The sequence below is a fragment of the Streptomyces agglomeratus genome (genome assembly GCF_001746415.1).
In the GTDB taxonomy this organism is placed as follows: Bacteria; Actinomycetota; Actinomycetes; order Streptomycetales; family Streptomycetaceae; genus Streptomyces; species Streptomyces agglomeratus.
On sequence record NZ_MEHJ01000001.1, the window covers coordinates 4,856,058 to 4,872,235 of the forward strand.

At 70.0% G+C, this 16,178-nt stretch carries 11 protein-coding genes; 7 read left to right on the forward strand and 4 right to left on the reverse strand.

Features of this window, described 5'->3' with window-relative positions; all coding sequences use genetic code 11:
* Nucleotides 1-63: 63 nt before the first annotated feature.
* The 3 genes from AS594_RS21150 (at nucleotide 64) to AS594_RS21160 (ending at nucleotide 2,775) form a co-directional block, all read left to right on the forward strand.
* Nucleotides 64-792 (forward strand): ComF family protein, encoded by a 729-nt coding sequence (locus tag AS594_RS21150; RefSeq protein WP_069928528.1) that lies wholly within the window; start codon nucleotides 64-66, stop codon nucleotides 790-792.
* Between the two features lie 315 nt (nucleotides 793-1,107).
* Nucleotides 1,108-1,797 (forward strand): ribosome hibernation-promoting factor, HPF/YfiA family, encoded by a 690-nt coding sequence (gene hpf, locus AS594_RS21155; protein ID WP_069928529.1) that lies wholly within the window; start codon nucleotides 1,108-1,110, stop codon nucleotides 1,795-1,797.
* A gap of 222 nt (nucleotides 1,798-2,019) precedes the next feature.
* Complete coding sequence (locus AS594_RS21160) at nucleotides 2,020-2,775, forward strand: response regulator (RefSeq protein ID WP_069928530.1); 756 nt, start codon at nucleotides 2,020-2,022, stop codon at nucleotides 2,773-2,775.
* A 78-nt stretch (nucleotides 2,776-2,853) separates the two neighbouring features.
* Here the strand turns inward: AS594_RS21160 and AS594_RS21165 are convergent, their stop codons facing one another.
* On the reverse strand, nucleotides 2,854-4,026 hold the full coding sequence (locus AS594_RS21165; RefSeq protein WP_069928531.1) for a winged helix-turn-helix domain-containing protein: 1,173 nt from the start codon (nucleotides 4,024-4,026) through the stop codon (nucleotides 2,854-2,856).
* Nucleotides 4,027-4,100: 74 nt separating this feature from the next.
* Nucleotides 4,101-4,673 (reverse strand): GNAT family N-acetyltransferase, encoded by a 573-nt coding sequence (locus AS594_RS21170; protein WP_069928532.1) that lies wholly within the window; start codon nucleotides 4,671-4,673, stop codon nucleotides 4,101-4,103.
* A 261-nt stretch (nucleotides 4,674-4,934) separates the two neighbouring features.
* On the opposite strand from AS594_RS21170, the gene secA reads away from it, so the two are divergent.
* A complete protein-coding gene (gene secA / locus AS594_RS21175; protein WP_069928533.1) occupies nucleotides 4,935-7,772 on the forward strand; it encodes a preprotein translocase subunit SecA in 2,838 nt (945 codons plus the stop codon).
* A 79-nt stretch (nucleotides 7,773-7,851) separates the two neighbouring features.
* Here secA and AS594_RS21180 read toward each other — a convergent pair whose 3' ends face one another.
* On the reverse strand, nucleotides 7,852-8,361 hold the full coding sequence (locus AS594_RS21180) for an Rv3235 family protein (protein WP_069935221.1): 510 nt from the start codon (nucleotides 8,359-8,361) through the stop codon (nucleotides 7,852-7,854).
* Between the two features lie 276 nt (nucleotides 8,362-8,637).
* Between AS594_RS21180 and AS594_RS21185 the strand changes: the two genes are divergently transcribed.
* Together AS594_RS21185 and AS594_RS21190 are read left to right on the forward strand one after the other, a co-directional pair.
* Nucleotides 8,638-9,144 carry a DUF6912 family protein gene (locus AS594_RS21185; protein WP_069928535.1) on the forward strand — a complete coding sequence of 169 codons (507 nt, stop codon included), beginning with the start codon at nucleotides 8,638-8,640 and terminating at the stop codon, nucleotides 9,142-9,144.
* Nucleotides 9,145-9,267: 123 nt separating this feature from the next.
* Nucleotides 9,268-9,933 carry an HAD family hydrolase gene (locus tag AS594_RS21190; RefSeq protein WP_069928536.1) on the forward strand — a complete coding sequence of 222 codons (666 nt, stop codon included), beginning with the start codon at nucleotides 9,268-9,270 and terminating at the stop codon, nucleotides 9,931-9,933.
* 237 nt (nucleotides 9,934-10,170) lie between these two features.
* Here AS594_RS21190 and AS594_RS21195 read toward each other — a convergent pair whose 3' ends face one another.
* Entirely contained in the window at nucleotides 10,171-10,737 is a 567-nt protein-coding gene (locus AS594_RS21195; RefSeq protein WP_069928537.1) for a DJ-1/PfpI family protein, read from the reverse strand.
* Between the two features lie 441 nt (nucleotides 10,738-11,178).
* Between AS594_RS21195 and AS594_RS21200 the strand changes: the two genes are divergently transcribed.
* Nucleotides 11,179-16,134, forward strand: coding sequence for an NAD-glutamate dehydrogenase (locus AS594_RS21200; protein WP_069928538.1), 4,956 nt, complete (start codon nucleotides 11,179-11,181; stop codon nucleotides 16,132-16,134).
* The last annotated feature ends 44 nt before the right edge of the window (nucleotides 16,135-16,178 follow it).

The window sequence follows — 16,178 nt, forward strand, 5'->3', positions numbered from 1 at the left end:
CCAGTTGTCCACCCTTGTCCACAGGGGTGGTTGCTGTGGGCGCCGCCGGGCACAGTGGAGCCCATGCGCGGATGGTGGCGGGAGGTCGCCGGTCTGGTGCTGCCGGTCGCGTGCGGCGGCTGCGGCAGGCCGCGCGCGCTGCTGTGCGCGGAGTGCGAGCAGGCGCTGTACGGAGCCGGGCCGCGCCGTGCGCGTCCCTGGCCGGAGCCGCCGGGTCTGCCGCTCGTCCACGCCGCCGCTCCTTACGAGGACGCGGTACGGGCCGTGCTGCTCGGGCACAAGGAGCGGGGCGCACTGGAGCTCGCGTGGGCGCTCGGGGGCGCACTGGCGGGCGCGGTGCGGTCCTCGGCGGCCGCCTCGCCGGGCGGGGCTGCGGGTCCGCTGCTGCTCGTACCGGTGCCGTCCGCGCGCAGTGCCGTCCGGGCCCGCGGGCACGATCCGGTGCGCAGGATCGCACGGGCCGCCGCGAGCCGGCTGCGGAGCGCCGGGGTGCCGGCCCGGGTGTCGGCGGTGCTCCGGCAGTGGCGTGCGGTGAGCGATCAGGCGGGCCTGAGCGCCCCTGAGCGGGCGGCGAACCTGGCGGGGGCCCTGGAGGTCGTCGTCGGCGGCGGACGGCTCCTGGAGGGCGGCAGGGCGGTGCTGGTGGACGATGTCATGACAACGGGGGCTTCACTCGCGGAGGCGGCCCGGGCACTGAGTGCCGTCGCAGAACGGCCGATTTTCGCATCCGGACAGGTGAGAGCGGCTGTGGTCGCCGCACCGTCGCTGTCGTTCGTAATAAACCGGAACTGACGGGGAACTCGGAACGTTGCAGGTAGAGAGAGGGGAAAAGCACTTGAATGGAGGTACGCGCCGGTAGCGGGTGCCGACACCCGTCCGGGCGAGCTATGTTCGGTTGTGAGGAAAGGCAGAGCCTGTGCCTCACTTGTTGGAACGGCTGCGCTTCGGGTTTTTCCTTCGACCCGAAGTCGATGGGGTGGGGACCTTGTCGACTGGGGAGGAGGAGGTGAAAGTCACCAAGTCCGAGGTTCCGGTGAACACCGGAACCTGGTGCGAAAGGGAGACGCTCCGCCGTTGTAGCGGGGCTATCCAGGAACGGAGTTCTGCGTGGACATCGTCGTCAAGGGCCGCAAGACCGAGGTGCCCGAGAGGTTCCGCAAGCACGTGGCCGAGAAGCTGAAGCTGGACAAGATCCAGAAGCTCGACGGCAAGGTGATCAGCCTGGACGTTGAGGTGTCCAAGGAGCCCAATCCGCGGCAGGCCGACCGTTCCGACCGTGTGGAGATCACGCTTCACTCCCGTGGCCCGGTCATCCGGGCGGAGGCGTCGGCCGGCGACCCGTACGCGGCACTCGACCTCGCCACGGGAAAGCTGGAGGCGCGGCTGCGCAAGCAGCACGACAAGCGACACACACGTCGTGGCAGCGGCAGGCTGTCGGCAGCCGAGGTCGGTACCACGGTGCAGGGCGCCGCGGCCATCAACGGCAACGGGGTACTGGTCGCGGACGAACCCGCGCCGACCATCCCCACCACCAGGATCGGATCGCTCGAAGTGCAGGGCGAAGGGCCGCTGGTGGTCCGCGAGAAGACACATGTCGCGGCAGCGATGACGCTCGACCAGGCGCTCTACGAAATGGAGCTGGTCGGGCACGACTTCTACCTCTTCGTCGACTCCGAGACGAAGGAGCCCAGTGTCGTCTACCGGCGGCACGCCTACGACTACGGTGTCATCCACTTGACGACCGACCCCTTGGCCGAATCCGAGGCGGGCGGCGCCGGCGGTGCACTCGGCGGGTGATTCGCCAGGCACGCTGAACCAACCGGGGCAGCGCGCCGTATCCCTCTTTGGTGGTGTCCCTGGAGCGCCTGTGCGCCCCCCAGGGGCACCACCGTGCGCCCGCAGGATCACCGCCCCGTCGTCAGGGCATGAAATCATGGCGTCGCAAGCCAATCGGTGCTCTGCACACTGTGGTTGGGGCAGCTCATGAATTTCGGGCCACGGCCTTCAGGGGGAGGAACGATGGCGGACAGCTTCGGTCCGGTGCACGACGAGTCCGACAGGGAGGACGCCGACGGTTCCGGCGGTCCCGGTACGGATGGCGGGAGGGCGCGCAAGGAGCCCATCAGGGTGCTGGTCGTGGACGATCACGCCCTGTTCCGCCGGGGGCTGGAGATCGTCCTCGCGCAGGAGGAGGACATCCAGGTCGTCGGCGAGGCCGCGGACGGCGCGGAGGCCGTGGACAAGGCGGCCGATCTGCTGCCCGACATCGTGCTGATGGACGTACGGATGCCCAAGCGCGGCGGCATCGAGGCGTGCACCTCGATCAAGGAGGTGGCTCCGAGCGCGAAGATCATCATGCTGACGATCAGCGATGAGGAGGCGGACCTCTACGACGCGATCAAGGCGGGTGCGACCGGGTATCTCCTCAAGGAGATCTCCACGGACGAGGTGGCCACCGCGATCCGCGCCGTGGCCGACGGGCAGTCCCAGATCAGTCCGTCGATGGCGTCCAAGCTCCTCACCGAGTTCAAGTCCATGATCCAGCGCACCGACGAGCGCCGGCTGGTCCCGGCGCCGCGGCTGACCGAGCGGGAGCTCGAGGTCCTCAAGCTGGTCGCCACCGGTATGAACAACCGCGACATCGCGAAGGAGTTGTTCATCTCCGAGAACACCGTGAAGAACCACGTGCGCAACATCCTGGAGAAGCTTCAGCTGCACTCCAGGATGGAGGCGGTGGTCTACGCGATGCGGGAGAAGATCCTGGAGATCAGATAGGCGGGGGTCGAGGGCCGGAACGGGTGGGGCCCGGGCCCGCCCGAGGCCAGGTAGCGGCGGCCGGTCCGCGGCTCGGAGTCAGACGAGGCGGGCCAGTTCGGCGGTCAGCGGCTCGCGCAGGTCCGGTCCGTCGACGCGCTCCAGTCGTACGTTCGTGCAGCCGACCCACTCCGCCGCCTCGACCAGGGCCTCGGCCATCGGCCGGACCGCCTTGGAGCCCATCAGCGAGACCTGGCGCGCCACCAGCGTCTTCCCCTCGCGCGCCGGGTCCACCCGGCCCAGCAGCCGGCCGCCCGCGAGCAGCGGCATAGCGAAGTACCCGTGTATCCGCTTGGGCTTGGGGACGTACGCCTCCAGGCGGTGGGTGAAACCGAAGATCCGCTCGGTGCGGGGGCGGTCCCAGATCAGGGAGTCGAACGGCGACAGCAGCGTCGTGCGGTGGCGGCCGCGCGGGACGCTCGCCAGCGCCTCGGGGTCGGCCCAGGCGGGCTTGGCCCAGCCCTCGACCTCGACCGGGACGAGCCCCGAGTCGGCGATCACGGCCTCGACCTGCTCGCCCTTGAGACGGTGGTAGTCCGCGATGTCGGCGCGCGTGCCGACGCCGAGCGACTGGCCGGCCAGCCGGACCAGCCGCCGAAGGCACTCGGTGTCATCCAGGTCGTCGTGGTAGACGGTGTCCGGGACGGCGCGCTCCGCCAGGTCGTAGACGCGCTTCCAGCCGCGCCGTTCGGTGCACACCACTTCGCCGTACATCAGCGCCCGCTCGACGGCGACCTTCGACGCCGACCAGTCCCACCATTCCCCGCCGTTCTTCGCGCCGCCCAATTGCGTTGCGGTCAGCGGTCCTTCGGCCCGCAGCTGCTTGATCACCGCTTCGTACGCGCTGTCCGGGAGGTCGTGGTGCCATTGCGGGCGGTCGCGGTAGGCACGGCGGCGGAAGGCGAAGTGCGGCCATTCCTCGATGGGCAGGATGCAGGCGGCATGCGACCAGTACTCGAAGGCGTGAGCGCCGGTCCAGTAGGCGGTCTCGACGGCGGTGCGGCCCACGGCGCCCAGCCGGGCGTACGGAATCAGCTCGTGCGACCGGGCCAGCACGGAGATCGTGTCGAGCTGCACCGCGCCCAGGTGGCGCAGCACGCCGCGCACCCCGCCGCGCCGGTCCGGCGCACCCAGGAAGCCCTGGGCGCGCAGGGCGATCCTCCGGGCTTCGTCGGCGGACAGGGAGGCGGCGGGCGGCAGCAGACTGGTCATGGCGGCAGCCTAGGGGCCGACACTGACAACAGGCCCTGGCCCGTGGTCACGGGCTGTCCGTCCGGACGGTGGCTTCAGATCCTCGCGGGCAGGTACGGGCCTGCCGACGGGAGCCCGAGGTCGCACGGGAGCAGCGCGCCGGTCCAGCTGTCGCGGCGTACGCCCTTGTTCACGATCCCGGAGCGCTGGATGCCCTCGACGACGAAGCCGGCCTTCTCGGCCACCGCGCGAGACGCGTTGTTGCCGACCTCGGCGCGCCACTCCAGGCGCTCCACCCCCACCGTCGTGAAGGCCCAGTGGGCGACCGCCCGAACGGCCTCCGTGACGTAGCCGCGGCCGCGGTGCGGCTTCGCCGCCCAGTACCCGATCTCTGCCACGCCCTCGTCACGGATGATCGAGGAGACGGCCGCGGCCAGCTCGCCGCTGTCCCTGGTGAGCACGGCGAAGGCGTACAGGGATCCCAGGCGCCAGCCGTCGGGCACGATCCGGCCGACGAAGCCCTCCGCGTGTTCGCGTTCGTACGGCGAGGGGACCGTTGTCCAGCGCTGGATGCCGGGGTCCTGACACGCCTGGAAGACGGCTTCCGTGTCAGCGGGCTCGAAGGGGCGCAGCAGGAGACGCTCGGTGGTGAGGATGATGGGCTCCATCGGCTGATTCTCGGCTCGGCGGCCGGGGCGCGCCAGAGCTTCCGGCGGGTGCGCCGTACGTTTTCGGGATGGCCCGGCACCTTCCGGGCCCCCTGTCCGTTCTCTTTGCGGGTAACAGTGGGCCTTCCTGCGGGCGGACCTCCCGGCGTGGCGGGGTCCTCGCTTACGATGGCCGATGCGGTGGGGACCACCTGCCGTGCCCGCGCCAGAGTCCCTACATGACCCAGTGCACAGGCCCGACCGGCAAGGAGACCAGCCTCAGTGTCCGTCTTCAACAAGCTCATGCGTGCAGGCGAAGGCAAGATCCTGCGCAAACTGCACCGCATCGCGGACCAGGTCAACTCCATCGAAGAGGACTTCGTCAACCTCTCCGACGCCGAGTTGCGTGCGCTCACCGATGAGTACAAGCAGCGGTACGCCGACGGTGAGAGCCTGGACGACCTGCTCCCCGAGGCTTTCGCGACCGTCCGCGAGGCAGCCAAGCGCGTTCTCGGCCAGCGCCATTACGACGTCCAGATGATGGGTGGCGCCGCCCTTCATCTCGGATTTGTCGCCGAGATGAAGACCGGTGAGGGCAAGACCCTCGTCGGCACGCTGCCCGCTTATCTGAACGCGCTGTCCGGCAAGGGCGTCCACCTGATCACGGTGAACGACTACCTGGCCGAGCGCGACTCCGAGATGATGGGCCGGGTCCACAAGTTCCTCGGCCTCGAGGTCGGCTGCATCCTTGCCAACATGTCGCCGGCCCAGCGCCGTGACATGTACAACTGCGACATCACGTACGGCACGAACAACGAGTTCGGCTTCGATTACCTGCGCGACAACATGGCGTGGTCCAAGGACGAGCTCGTCCAGCGCGGCCACAACTTCGCGATCGTCGACGAGGTCGACTCGATCCTGGTCGACGAGGCCCGTACGCCGCTGATCATTTCGGGCCCGGCCGACCAGGCCACCAAGTGGTACGGCGACTTCGCCAAGCTGGTCGTCCGCCTGAAGCGGGGCGAGCCGGGGAACCCGCTCAAGGGCATCGAGGAGACCGGCGACTACGAGGTCGACGAGAAGAAGCGCACCGTCGCCATCCACGAGCCCGGCGTCGCCAAGGTCGAGGACTGGCTGGGCATCGACAACCTCTACGAGTCGGTCAACACGCCGCTCGTCGGGTACCTGAACAACGCCATCAAGGCCAAGGAACTGTTCAAGAAGGACAAGGACTACGTCGTCATCGACGGCGAAGTCATGATCGTCGACGAGCACACCGGCCGTATCCTCGCCGGCCGCCGCTACAACGAGGGCATGCACCAGGCGATCGAGGCGAAGGAAGGGGTGGACATCAAGGACGAGAACCAGACGCTCGCCACGATCACCCTCCAGAACTTCTTCCGCCTCTACGACAAGCTCTCCGGCATGACCGGTACGGCCATGACCGAGGCCGCCGAGTTCCACCAGATCTACAAGCTGGGCGTCGTGCCGATCCCGACGAACCGGCCGATGGTCCGCGCCGACCAGTCCGACCTGATCTACCGCACCGAGGTCGCGAAGTTCGCCGCCGTCGTCGACGACATCGCGGAGAAGCACGAGAAGGGCCAGCCGATCCTGGTCGGCACGACCTCCGTGGAGAAGTCGGAGTACCTCTCGCAGCAGCTCTCCAAGCGCGGCGTGCAGCACGAGGTCCTCAACGCCAAGCAGCACGACCGTGAGGCGTCGATCGTCGCCCAGGCCGGCCGCAGGGGCGCCGTCACCGTTGCAACGAACATGGCCGGCCGTGGTACGGACATCAAGCTCGGCGGCAACCCGGACGACCTCGCCGAGGCGGAGCTGCGCCAGCGCGGCCTCGACCCGGAGGAGCACATCGAGGAGTGGGCCGCGGCGCTGCCCGCAGCCCTGGAGAAGGCCGAGCAGGCCGTCAAGGCCGAGTTCGAAGAGGTCAAGGCGCTCGGCGGGCTGTACGTGCTGGGCACCGAGCGGCACGAGTCGCGTCGTATCGACAACCAGCTGCGCGGCCGCTCCGGCCGTCAGGGAGACCCGGGCGAGTCCCGGTTCTACCTGTCGCTGGGCGACGACCTGATGCGTCTGTTCAAGGCGGCCATGGTCGAGCGCGTGATGTCGATGGCGAACGTGCCGGACGATGTACCGATCGAGAACAAGATGGTGACGCGGGCGATCGCCTCCGCCCAGTCGCAGGTCGAGCAGCAGAACTTCGAGACCCGCAAGAACGTCCTGAAGTACGACGAGGTGCTCAACCGGCAGCGCGAGGTCATCTACGGCGAGCGCCGCCGGGTCCTGGAGGGCGAGGACCTCCAGGAGCAGATCCGGCACTTCATGGACGACACCATCGACGCGTACATCCAGGCGGAGACCGTCGAGGGCTTCGCCGAGGAGTGGGACCTCGACCGGCTGTGGGGCGCCTTCAAGCAGCTCTACCCGGTGAAGGTCACCGTGGAGGAGCTGGAGGAGGCGGCGGGCGACCGCGCGGGCATCACCGCCGAGTTCATCGCCGAGTCCATCAAGGACGACATCTACGAGCAGTACGCCGAGCGGGAGGCGCAGCTCGGCTCCGACATCATGCGTGAGCTGGAGCGGCGCGTCGTGCTGTCGGTCCTGGACCGCAAGTGGCGCGAGCACCTCTACGAGATGGACTATCTCCAGGAGGGCATCGGCCTGCGCGCGATGGCTCAGAAGGACCCGCTGGTCGAGTACCAGCGCGAGGGCTTCGACATGTTCAACGCCATGATGGACGGCATCAAGGAAGAGTCCGTCGGCTACCTGTTCAACCTGGAGGTCCAGGTCGAGCAGCAGGTCGAGGAGGTTCCGGTGCAGGCGGCCGTGCCGGATCAGGCGGTCGGCGGCAAGCCGTCGCTGCGGAAGGAAGACGCGGTGCCCGCGGGCGCCGGCCGTCCGGAGATCCGGGCGAAGGGGCTCGACGCCCCGCAGCGGCCCGACCGGCTGCACTTCTCCGCTCCCACGGTGGACGGCGAGGGCGGCGTGATCGAGGGCGACTTCGACAACGGTGACGGGCCCGCGCGGTCCGAGTCGGACGGCATGACGCGTGCCGAGCGGCGCAAGGCGCAGAAGGGCGGCAGCCGCCGCCGTAAGAAGTAGGCGCGCGGGTACGAACCGCTTTCTCGGCCGGGGCCGGACACCGATGCGGTGTCCGGCCCCGGCTGTGTCGCGCGTGCGTTCACGCCGGGGTGCAGGCGGGGGACGTCGGAGCGGTGCCCAGTTCGACGGCCGCACAGCGCCAGCGCAGGTCGCGGCCCTGTTCCAGGCGGAACGCCATCGCCCGCACCTGCTCGCCCGCCGCGATGCTCGCGAACGCCTCGACCACGCCGGGGCGCGGGTGGAAGCCGCCGCAGGTGCGGACGACGGGGAGGGTGCCGCGGGTGCGCAGCGGGGTCCGGGGAGCGAGCTGGACGAGCTGCTCGTACGCCTCACCGATGGTGTGGCCGAGCATCCAGTGGACGGGGCGGCGGCCGCTGAGCACCGCCAGGAGGCGCTCCGCGAACTGTTCGTGCGGGGTCGGGCGGTGCGGGTGGCGGAGTGCCGTGGGCGCGGCAACAGCAGCCGCCGCCGTCGTCGCCGGCCTGGGGGTGGGTGCGGCGGTGGGGCGGGCCGTGGCCGCCCTGGAGCCCGGTGCGCCGGGCCTGCGCGGGTCGCGGCGTCCCTGCGGCCGGGTCCTGTCCTTGTGCATCTCTGTGCCCCCGCTCTGGCGGCCCGGCGGGATACCGGGCAGTAACTTCCGCTGTTGATCTTTTACGGGGCATGGGAGGCGGCAGCAAGGCGAGGTGGCCGTGGGAGACGGCGGCCGACAGAATCACCTATCCGGGTGACGAGAGGCAGTCCTGGGGCGGCCGACGGCCGACGGGCGGTTCATCGGGTGGACGTCGCGGAGGGCGGGGACCACCACCCCGAAGGGGGACTCCGTACGTATCCTTGAGGCCGTCCCGACTACGAAAGCGGCCTGCCAATGCGCGTCTACGTCCCCCTGACCCTTTCCGGTCTCGCTGAGGCGCACAAGGCGGGACAGCTCGGCCCCGGGCCGCTGACGGCCTACGCCGTGACGCCGGGGCTGCGTGAGTGGTACGTGTCGGACGACATCGAGGAGCTCGAGTACGCCGCGCTCAACCGGGCGGCGGCGGCGTCCCTGCGGTTGCTGGCCGGAGATCCGGATGCCGCGCGGCGGCGGGTCGTCGTGGCCGTCGACGTACCGGACGGTGACGCGGTCGCCGACCCGGACCGGGGGCTGGACTCCGCCGGCGTCGGCGAGGTGCGGATCGCTTCCGCCGTGCCGCTCAAGAAGGCGGCCGCCGTGCACGTCGACGCGGACGACGCGGAGGCCGACGTGACGGCGGCGGCCGCGGCGCTGGGGGCGGCGGACCACGGGGACGACGACGCCCAGTTCACGGTGGACGGGGCGGAGGACCACGAGCTGCTCTGGTTCGGGGTGCAGGAGATCCCCCATCTGATCGGCTGATCGAGTCGCCGGGCGCCGGGTGAGCCGGGAGCCGGGTGAGTCGGCGGGCCCGGTGGGCCGGTGCCGGTTTTTGGTCCTGGTCGGCGTGTCTGCGTTGTCGTACCCGGTGGGTACCTTCTTGGAATGGGGAAGTACACGACGACGCATCTCGTCTGGGACTGGAACGGCACGCTGCTCGACGACATCAGTGCGGTCATCGGGGCGACGAACGCGGCCTTCGCGGAGATCGGCATCGAGCCGATCACGCTGGCGCGGTACCGGGAGCTGTACTGCGTACCCATTCCCCGCTTCTACGAGCGGCTGATGGGGCGGCTGCCGACGGACGCCGAGTGGCTGGCCATGGACGAGGCGTTCCACCGGCACTACACCGAGCTGCGGGTGGTGTGTGCGCTTGCCCAGGGCGTGGAGGAGCTGCTCGTGGAGTGGCGGTCCGCCGGGCGCAGTCAGTCGCTGCTGAGCATGTACGGGCATGACCAGTTGCTGCCGGTGGTGCGGCAGTACGGCATCGAGCGTCACTTCGTGCGGGTGGACGGGCGCACCGGGCCTTCCGGCGGCAGCAAGGCGGCGCACATGGCCCGCCACATCGCGGCGCTCGGCGGTGTCGCGCCGGAACACGTCGTGGTCATCGGCGACGCGGTCGACGACGCGGTGGCGGCGGCGCACGTGGGGGCGCGGGCGGTGCTCTACACCGGGGGCTCGCACAGCCGGGCCAGCCTGGAGCCGGCCGGGGTGCCGGTGGTGGACACGCTTGCCGAGGCGGTGGAGCTGGCCGAGCGGTGGACGGCGTGACATCCGCCGCCCCCGCTGCGCGATGCGTGCCTGCGGCACTCTCCACCGCCCCGACCCGACCCGACCCGCCCTGATCCGACCCGCCCTGACCCGACCCGACCCGAGCCGCCCCTTCCCCAACCGGGGCTCCGCCCCGTCCCCCGGTCCTCAAGCGCCGGACGGGCTGAGGTGTGCCGGGGGTGGGCAGGTGGCGGGGGGGTGAGGTAGACCGGGGGGCGAGGCAGACCGGGCGGTGTTCTACGTCGCCGGGGATTTCGTGCGGAGGATCTTCAGGAAGTCGCGCATCCAGGCCGAGTGGTCCGGCCAGGCGCGGGCAGAGACCAGGGTGCCGTCCACCACCGCCTCCGCGTCCTGGAACGTCGCCCCCGCCGCCTGCATGTCCAGTTCCAGGGCCGGGTACGCCGTGACCCTGCGGCCCGCCAGGCCGTCGACCGCGGCCGTCAGGAGCGGACCGTGGCAGATCTGTGCCACCGGTTTGTCCGAGTCGAAGAACGACTTGAGGATCTTGCGCAGCTCCAGGTCGTTGCGCAGGTACTCCGGCGCCCGTCCGCCGGGGATCACCAGGGCGGCGTACTGACTGGGCTCGACCTCCGAGAACGCCAGGTCGGCGGGCCAGGTATAACCGGGCTTCTCGGTGTACGTGTCGAAGCCCGGCTCGAAGTCGTGGACCACGAACTGGAGCTTCTTGCGGGCCGGGGCCGCGATGTGGACCTCGTACCCCTCCTCGCGCAGGCGCTGGTACGGGTAGAGGACCTCCAGCGATTCCGCTGCGTCGCCGGTCACGATGAGGATCTTGGGTGCCATGGCTGTGTGCTCCCCTCGGGCGGGCCGTGCCGTGCCGTCCGGTTCAACGTGCACCCGCCGACGCCCTTTGCCAAGGCGCCCCGCCGATCCGCTGCCAGGCCCACGCCGTGCCGTCGCTGTCCAGAGTGTCAAACTTCTCGGCTGGTTTTGTACACCGATCGGACATGACGGGCCCCCCGTGCGGGGGGATAGCCTGGTGCCGTGATCAGCGCGATAGCCCTCGGGGCAGTGAGGCCCCCGGCATGCGCCCGGAGCACCACCGTGCCCGGGCGATCGCTGGTCCCCGAAACCCCGGTCGGCCGTCAAAAATGGCCAATAACGTCACGGGTATCTCTCATCGCGGCATAACGTCGAACCGACCGGATACCCCGCGTCGTGGCGTTGTGCCATCTTTCTTCACCCCCTACGTCACGCAACGGCGCGCGACAGGAGCCAGAGGACATGCAGACCAAGCTGGACGAAGCCAAGGCCGAGCTGCTCGTACGGGCGGCCCGGGTAGCTGAGAACAGCCCGGCCGGGGGGCAACCTTCGACTGGGTCCACGAGTGCAGGCACTCCCGACCGGGACACCCTCCTCGCGTACCTCCAGCGCTACTACCTGCACACGGCCCCCGAAGACCTCGCCGACCGCGACCCGGTCGACGTGTTCGGTGCGGCGCTCTCGCACTACCGGCTGGCGGAGAACCGCCCGCAGGGCACCGCCAACGTCCGGGTGCACACCCCGACCGTCGAGGAGAACGGCTGGACGTGCAGCCACTCCGTCGTCGAGGTGGTCACCGACGACATGCCCTTCCTCGTCGACTCCGTCACCAATGAGCTGTCCCGCCAGGGCCGCGGCATTCATGTCGTGATCCACCCGCAGGTCACCGTGCGCCGCGATCTCACCGGACGGCTGATCGAGGTCATCTCCGCCGACGGCAGGCGCAGGGACGAGAAGCTGCCGCACGACGCGTGCGTCGAGTCCTGGATCCACGTCGAGATCGACCGCGAGACCGACCGCTCCGACCTCAAGCAGATCACCGCCGACCTGCTGCGCGTCCTGAACGACGTCCGCGAGGCCGTCGAGGACTGGGAGAAGATGCGCGACTCGGCGCTGCGCATCGCCGAAGAGCTGCCGAGCGAGCCCACCGCCGACGACCTGCGCGACCAGGAGGTCGAGGAGGCGCGCGAGCTGCTGCGCTGGCTGGCCGCCGACCACTTCACGTTCCTCGGCTACCGCGAGTACGAGCTGACGGCCGACGACGCGCTGTCCGCCGTCCCCGGCACCGGCCTCGGCATCCTGCGCTCCGACCCGCACCACAGCGGCACCGAGGACCACCCGGTCAGCCCGTCCTTCAGCCGCCTGCCCGCCGACGTCCGCGCCAAGGCCCGCGAGCACAAGCTGCTCGTACTGACGAAGGCCAACAGCCGCTCGACCGTGCACCGGCCCAGCTACCTCGACTACGTCGGTGTGAAGAAGTTCGACGCCGACGGCAACGTGGTCGGGGAGCGGCGCTTCCTCGGTCTGTTCTCCTCGGCCGCGTACACCGAGTCCGTACGCCGCGTCCCCGTCGTCCGCCGCAAGGTCGCGGAGGTGCTGGAGACCGCCGGCTTCTCGCCCAACAGCCACGACGGCCGCGACCTGCTCCAGATCCTGGAGACGTACCCGCGCGACGAGCTCTTCCAGACGCCCGTCGACCAGCTGACGTCCATCGTGACGAGCGTGCTGTACCTCCAGGAGCGGCGCCGGCTGCGGCTCTACCTGCGCCAGGACGAGTACGGGCGCTACTACTCGGCCCTCGTCTACCTGCCCCGCGACCGGTACACCACCGCCGTGCGGCTGCGGCTCATCGACATCCTCAAGGAGGAGCTCGGCGGCATCAGCGTCGACTTCACCGCCTGGAACACGGAGTCGATCCTCTCGCGCCTGCACTTCGTCGTCCGCGTTCCGCCGGGCACCGAACTGCCCGGCCTCACCGACGCCGACACCGAGCGCATCGAGGGCCGGCTCGTCGAGGCCGCCCGCTCCTGGGCCGACGGCTTCTCCGAGGCCATGAACGCGGAGCTGGGCGAGGAGCGCGCCGCCGAGCTGCTGCGCCGGTACGGTCACGCCTTCCCCGAGGGCTACAAGGCCGACCACTCGCCGCGTGCCGCCGTCGCCGACCTCGTCCACCTCGAACAGCTGACGCACGGCCGCAACAGCTTCTCGCTCTCCCTGTACGAGCCGGTGGGCGCCGGTCCCAACGAGCGACGCTTCAAGATCTACCGGATCGGCGAGCAGGTCTCCCTGTCGGCCGTGCTGCCCGTGCTCCAGCGGCTCGGCGTCGAGGTCGTCGACGAGCGCCCGTACGAGCTGCGCTGCGCCGACCGCACGCACGCCTGGATCTACGACTTCGGCCTGCGCATGCCCAAGTCGAACGGCAATGACGGCCACCTCGCCGACGACGCGCGTGAGCGTTTCCAAGAGGCGTTCTCCGCTGTCTGGACCGGGCAGGCCGAGAACGACGGCTTCAACGCCCTCGTCCTGAGCGCCGGCCTGGACTGGCGGCAGGCGATGGTGCTGCGCGCGTACGCCAAGTACCTGCGTCAGGCCGGTTCCACCTTCAGCCAGGACTACATGGAGGACACCCTCCGCAACAACGTCCACACCACCCGGCTGCTGATCTCGCTCTTCGAGGCGCGGATGTCGCCGGAGAGGCAGATCGCCGGCACCGAGCTGATCGACGGGCTCCTCGAAGAGCTCGACGGTGCGCTCGACCAGGTCGCCTCCCTCGACGAGGACCGGATCCTGCGGTCCTTCCTGACGGTCATCAAGGCGACGCTGCGGACCAGCTTCTTCCAGAAGGCCGCGACCGGTGAGCCGCACGGCTACGTGTCGATGAAGTTCGACCCGCAGGCCATCCCGGACCTCCCGGCGCCCCGCCCGGCGTACGAGATCTGGGTGTACTCGCCGCGCGTCGAGGGCGTCCACCTGCGCTTCGGCAAGGTCGCCCGCGGTGGTCTGCGCTGGTCCGACCGGCGTGAGGACTTCCGTACCGAGGTGCTCGGCCTGGTCAAGGCGCAGATGGTGAAGAACACCGTCATCGTGCCGGTCGGCGCCAAGGGCGGCTTCGTCGCGAAGAACCTCCCGGACCCGTCCGTCGACCGTGACGCGTGGATGGCCGAGGGCATCGCCTCGTACAAGACCTTCATCTCGGCGCTGCTCGACATCACCGACAACATGGTGGCGGGCGAGGTCGTGCCGCCGAGGGACGTCGTGCGCCACGACGAGGACGACACGTACCTCGTCGTCGCCGCCGACAAGGGCACGGCGACCTTCTCCGACATCGCCAACGAGATCGCGGTCGCGTACAACTTCTGGCTCGGTGACGCCTTCGCCTCCGGCGGCTCGGTCGGTTACGACCACAAGGGCATGGGCATCACCGCCCGCGGCGCGTGGGAGTCCGTCAAGCGGCACTTCCGCGAGCTCGGCCACGACACGCAGAACGAGGACTTCACGGTCGTCGGCGTCGGTGACATGTCCGGCGACGTCTTCGGCAACGGCATGCTGCTCTCCGAGCACATCCGCCTGGTCGCCGCCTTCGACCACCGGCACATCTTCATCGACCCGAACCCGGACGCGGCCACGTCGTACGCCGAGCGCCGCCGTCTGTTCGAGCTGCCGCGCTCCTCGTGGGCCGACTACAACACCGACCTGCTGTCCGCGGGCGGCGGCGTCCACCCGCGCAGCGCCAAGGCGATCCCGGTCAACTCGCACATCCGCGAGGCGCTCGGCATCGAGCGGGGCATCACGAAGATGACCCCGGCCGACCTGATGAAGGCGATCCTCCAGGCGCCGGTCGACCTGCTGTGGAACGGCGGCATCGGTACGTACGTCAAGTCCTCGGCGGAGTCCAACGCCGACGTCGGCGACAAGGCGAACGACGCGATCCGCGTCAACGGCGAGGACCTGCGGGTCAAGGTCGTCGGCGAGGGCGGCAACCTGGGCGCGACCCAGCTCGGCCGCATCGAGTTCGCCCGGCGCGGCGCCGGCGGCGAGGGCGGCCGGATCAACACCGACGCCATCGACAACAGCGCGGGCGTGGACACCTCCGACCACGAGGTGAACATCAAGATCCTGCTGAACGGGCTCGTCGCGGACGGCGACATGACCGTCAAGCAGCGCAACCAGCTGCTCGCCACGATGACCGACGAGGTCGGCTCGCTGGTCCTGCGCAACAACTACGCGCAGAACACGGCGCTGGCCAACGCCGTCACCCAGGCGCCCTCCCTGCTCCACGCCCACCAGCGCTTCATGCGCCGGCTGGAGCGCGACGGGCACCTGAACCGCCCGCTGGAGTTCCTGCCCACCGACCGCCAGATCCGGGAACTGCTGAGCGCGGGCCGCGGCCTGAGCCAGCCGGAGCTCGCCGTCCTCATGGCGTACACCAAGATCACGGTGGCGGACGAGCTGATCCACACCGGCCTGCCGGACGACCCGCACCTGCGGACCCTGCTGCACGCGTACTTCCCCAAGGCGCTGCGCGACCAGTTCGGCGAGCAGATCGACGCGCACGCGCTGCGCCGCGAGATCATCACGACGGTGCTGGTCAACGACACCGTGAACACCGGTGGCTCGACGTTCCTGCACCGCCTGCGGGAGGAGACCGGGGCGTCGATCGAGGAGGTCGTACGGGCGCAGTTCGCGGCCCGCGCGATCTTCGGGCTCAGCGACGTCTGGGACGCCGTGGAGGCGCTCGACAACAAGGTCGGGGCGGACGTCCAGACCCGGATCCGGCTGCACTCGCGCCGGCTCGTCGAGCGCGGTACGCGCTGGCTGCTGGGCAACCGGCCGCAGCCGCTCCAGCTCGCCGAGACCATCGAGTTCTTCAGCGACGGTGTCGCGCGGGTCTGGGACGAGCTGCCGAAGCTGCTGCGCGGCGCGGACCTGGAGTGGTACCAGGGCATCCTCGACGAGCTGACGGACGCGGGGGTCCCGGAGGAGCTGGCGCTGCGGGTGGCCGGGTTCTCGTCGGCCTTCCCGGCGCTGGACATCGTGGCCATCGCGGAGCGCACCGGCAAGACGCCGATGCAGGTCGCCGAGGTGTACTACGACCTGGCCGACCGGCTGTCCATCACCCAGCTGATGGACCGGATCATCGAGCTGCCGCGGGCCGACCGCTGGCAGTCCATGGCCCGTGCCTCCATCCGCGAGGACCTCTACGCGGCGCACGCCGGCCTGACGCAGGACGTGCTGTCCGTGGGCAACGGGGCCTCCGCACCGGAGGAGCGCTTCAAGGCGTGGGAGGAGAAGAACGCGGCGATCCTGACCCGGGCGCGCACGACGCTGGAGGAGATCCAGGGTTCGGACGCGTTCGACCTGGCGAACCTGTCCGTGGCCATGCGCACCATGCGCACGATGCTGCGTACGCGCGTCTGACCCGCACCTGAGCACGAGGGGCGCCCCGCACCGGAACGAAACGG